5 protein-coding genes are annotated in these 3,392 nt (G+C 73.5%); 3 read left to right on the top strand and 2 right to left on the bottom strand.

The annotated features are described in order from the left end of the window. The 3 genes from AB0J52_RS32945 to AB0J52_RS32935 all read left to right on the top strand — a co-directional run. Window positions 1-216: TrmO family methyltransferase domain-containing protein (locus tag AB0J52_RS32945; protein ID WP_500186758.1), on the top strand; the 216-nt coding region annotated here is incomplete at its 5' end. Between the two features lie 74 nt (window positions 217-290). Further along, on the top strand, window positions 291-1,331 hold the full coding sequence (locus AB0J52_RS32940; protein ID WP_500186756.1) for a dipeptidase: 1,041 nt from the start codon (window positions 291-293) through the stop codon (window positions 1,329-1,331). A 99-nt stretch (window positions 1,332-1,430) separates the two neighbouring features. After that, window positions 1,431-1,889, top strand: coding sequence for a PaaI family thioesterase (locus tag AB0J52_RS32935; RefSeq protein ID WP_500186755.1), 459 nt, complete (start codon window positions 1,431-1,433; stop codon window positions 1,887-1,889). 4 nt (window positions 1,890-1,893) lie between these two features. On the opposite strand, the gene AB0J52_RS32930 is transcribed toward AB0J52_RS32935, so the two are convergent. Both AB0J52_RS32930 and AB0J52_RS32925 read right to left on the bottom strand, forming a co-directional pair. Continuing rightward, window positions 1,894-2,802, bottom strand: a complete 909-nt coding sequence (locus tag AB0J52_RS32930) for a cytochrome c biogenesis CcdA family protein (protein ID WP_500186754.1) — start codon at window positions 2,800-2,802, stop codon at window positions 1,894-1,896. Further along, window positions 2,799-3,392, bottom strand: a 594-nt coding sequence (locus AB0J52_RS32925; RefSeq protein WP_500186753.1) for a DsbA family protein, incomplete at its 5' end; no start/stop codon positions are given. The genes AB0J52_RS32930 and AB0J52_RS32925, both read right to left, overlap by 4 nt.

Genomic DNA, 3,392 nt, shown 5'->3' with positions numbered 1-3,392 from the left:
GACCGCGACACCCTCGCCGTCCACCCGCGCGGCGACTCGTCCCGCCCGGTCACCGGCGTCTTCACCACCCGCAGCCCCGACCGCCCCAATCCCATCGGGCTGCACGACGTGCATATCCTCGCCGTGGACGGACCGCGCGTCCACGTCCGCAACCTCGAAGCACTGGACGGCACGCCGATCCTGGACATCAAGCCCCTGCTCACCCCCGACCGCTGACCCCGCACCCACCGGCACGCACCCACCGGCACGCACCCACCGGCATGCACCCGCCGGCACAGAAGGGAACCGAGATGTCCGCCGACCTCCACCACCGGGCCGTCGTCGCCGACACCCACAACGATCTGCTGATGGCCGTGGTCGCACGGCCGCGTCCGCTGTGGGCCCGCTTCTTCCGGGAGCGCTGGCTCCCCCAGCTGCGCGACGGGGGCGTGGACCTCCAGGTCCTCCCCGTCTTCATCGACGACCAGTTCCGTCCCGAGGGGGCGCTGCGCGAGACCCTCCGGATGGTCGAGGCCGCCCACGTGATCGCCGAGGGCAACGCCGACGAGGTCAGCCTCTGCCGGGACGGCGAGGAGATCGACCGGGCTCTCGCCGACGGGAAGATCGCGCTGGTGCTGGCGCTGGAGAGCGCCCCCGGCGTCGACGCGAACGTGGAACTGTTCTCCACCCTGCACCGGCTCGGCGTGCGGGTCGCCTCGATCGCGCACTGGAGCCGCACCCCGCTCGCCGACGGCAGCGGCGAGGACGCCACCGGCAGCCGGCTGACGGCCGCCGGGGTCGAGGCGGTGGCCGAGCTGGAGCGGCTGGGCGTGGTCTTCGACGTCTCGCACCTGGGGGCCTCCGGCGTCGGCCACGTCCTGGAGCTCGCCACCCGCCCGGTCATGGCCACCCACTCCTCGGCCCGTGCGCTGCGCGACCACCACCGCAACCTCACCGACGACCAGCTCCGCGGCGTCGCCGCGACCGGCGGGGTGGTGTGCGTCAACTTCGTCGCGGGCTTCCTCAGCGACGACCCCGCCGGCTACACCGTCGACCGCCTCGTGGACCACATCGAGCACGTGGCCTCCGTCGCGGGCATCGACCACGTCGGCCTCGGGCCCGACTTCATCCGCGAGGTCAACCTCGAACTCACCCCGCCCTGCTGCGAGGACCTGAGCACGCTGGCCGGGTTCGACGTCAACGCCGTCATCCCCGGCCTGGACGGCCCGCGCGGCCTGCCCCTGGTCACCGAGGCGCTGGTCCGGCGCGGCCTCGCCGAGTCCGACATCGTGAAGGTCCTCGGCGGGAACGTCCACCGCCTCTTCCAGAAGGAGCTGGGCCGCCCCGCCTGACACCGGACGCCCGCCCGGCCGGCGCCGGGGGAACGCGGGGCGGCGGCTCCGGCTAGACTCGCCGCCCCGCGGGCTATGTGATCTTGGTGGAGGAGAGTCGTGAACGACCGGCGAGCGGCGGACCAGGTCACCCCCGAGGTCCGCGAGCGGATCCAGGACAGCTTCGACCGGCAGGGGCTGATGGCCCACCTCGGCGCGCGCCTGTCCCGGATCGAACCGGGACGCGTCCACATCATCCTGCCCGCCCGTCCCGAGGTGACCCAGCAGAACGGGTACGTCCACGCCGGCGCGACCAGTGCGATCGCCGACACGGCGGGCGGCTACGCGGCCTACACGTTGTTCCCCGACGACACCTCGGTGCTCACCGTCGAGTACAAGATCAACCTGCTGGCCCCCGCCGAGGGCGACCACGTCGAGGCCGTCGGGACGGTCCTCAAGCCCGGCCGGACGCTGACGGTGTGCAACCTGGAGGTGTTCGGCGTCCGGGACGGCGAGCGCACGCTGGTGGCCACCGGCCAGCAGACGGTCATCTGCCTCCCGAAGCGTCCTGACCAGTGAGACCTCACGTCCCGCTTCGGGCGGGCGGCGCGGGGCCGTCTGCCTCCGCCTCCGCCGTCGAGGGCTCGGCCTCTTCGGCGGCCTGACGCGCGGCCCGCACGCCTCTCCACAGCAGGACGACCGCCACCGTCGCCAGGACGGCCGCCAGCGCCCCCAGGATCCAGGCGTCCGGCAGGGCGTCGCCGACGCGCAGCGCCCATTCCTCGACGGCGAACTCGGCTTCCGGCCCGATCAGCGCGGGCAGGACGACACCGCCGTCGTAGTAGAGGAACGTCGCGCCGATCGCGACGAACAGCAGCCCGCCGACCAGCGAGGTCGAATGCGTCCGCAGGCGCCACAGGGTCACCGGACGGCCGCGCAGCCAGCGGCGGTGGCCGAGGTCGAAGCGGTCCCACAGCAGCGCGAGGACGAAGAGCGGGGCGGCCATCCCCAGCGCGTACACCGCCAGCAGCGTGGCGCCGCGCACCGGAGCGCCGCCGACCGCCGAGATGGTGAGGATTCCGCCGAGCAGGGGACCCGTGCAGAAGCCCGAGAGCCCGTAGACGGTGCCGAGCAGCCCCACCGACAGCACCGACCCCGCGTCAGCGCGACGTCCCGCGAGCCGTCCAAGACGCGTGATGCCGAAGCCGAGCCCGAGGATCTGGGCGGCCCCGAGGGCGATGACCGTCCACCCGCCGATCCCGATCAGCAGGTCCCGGTGGCCGTAGAGCAGGCGTCCCGCGGCCGCGCCCGCCGCGCCGAGCGGCACCAGCGTCAGGCAGAGCCCGAGGTAGAAGACGGCCGTGCGGCCCACGAGCCGCGCCCGGTCGGTGAAGGAGTACGCGAAGAACGCCGGGAGCAGCAGCGCGCTGCACGGGCTGAGCAGCGTGAGGAGCCCGCCGAGGAAGGCCGCCGCGTATCCGACGCCGCTCACCGCCCCTTCGCCTCGGCGATGGCGTCGGCGAACTCCTTGAACGGCTGCGCGCCCAGCAGCGGCTTGCCGTTGATCAGGAAGGTCGGCGTGCTCATCGCGCCGACCTGGTAGCCCTCGTCCCAGTCGTTCTGCACGGCCTCCCTGGTCTCCTCGCTGTTCATGTCCCGGCGGAAGCGCTCCAGGTCGGGGACGCCCGCCTGCCGGGCCCAGTCCATGAGCCTGCCGCTCGCGAAGTCGCCCGCGTTGCGGCGGTGCGGCTTGGCGTACAGCAGGTCGTGGAACTGCCAGAACCGTCCCTGCAGCGCCGCCGCGTACCCGGCCCGGGCGGCGGCCCGGGACTCGGGACCGAAGACGGGGAAGTTGCGCCACTCGATCCGCAGGACGCCGGAGTCGACGTACTCGCGGATCAGCCTCGGCTTGGTCTCGCGGGCGAACCGTCCGCAGAACGGGCACTGGAAGTCCGAGTACTCGATCATGACCACCGGCGCGTCCACGCGTCCCACCGCGTAGGGGTCGCCCGCCTGCCGGTGCGGCTGCCCCGGCTTGCCGGACGCGGGCGGGGCGACCGGCGTGGTCGCGGTCGCCACCGG

The sequence above is a fragment of the Spirillospora sp. NPDC049652 genome (genome assembly GCF_040675125.1).
Taxonomy (GTDB): Bacteria; Actinomycetota; Actinomycetes; order Streptosporangiales; family Streptosporangiaceae; genus Spirillospora.
This window is presented reverse-complemented; position numbering and strand designations above follow the sequence as displayed.

Coding starts and splice junctions, on each gene's coding strand:
- AB0J52_RS32940 (WP_500186756.1), top strand. CDS start 291: ATGTCCGCCGACCTCCACCACCGGGCCGTCGTCGCCGACACCCACAAC.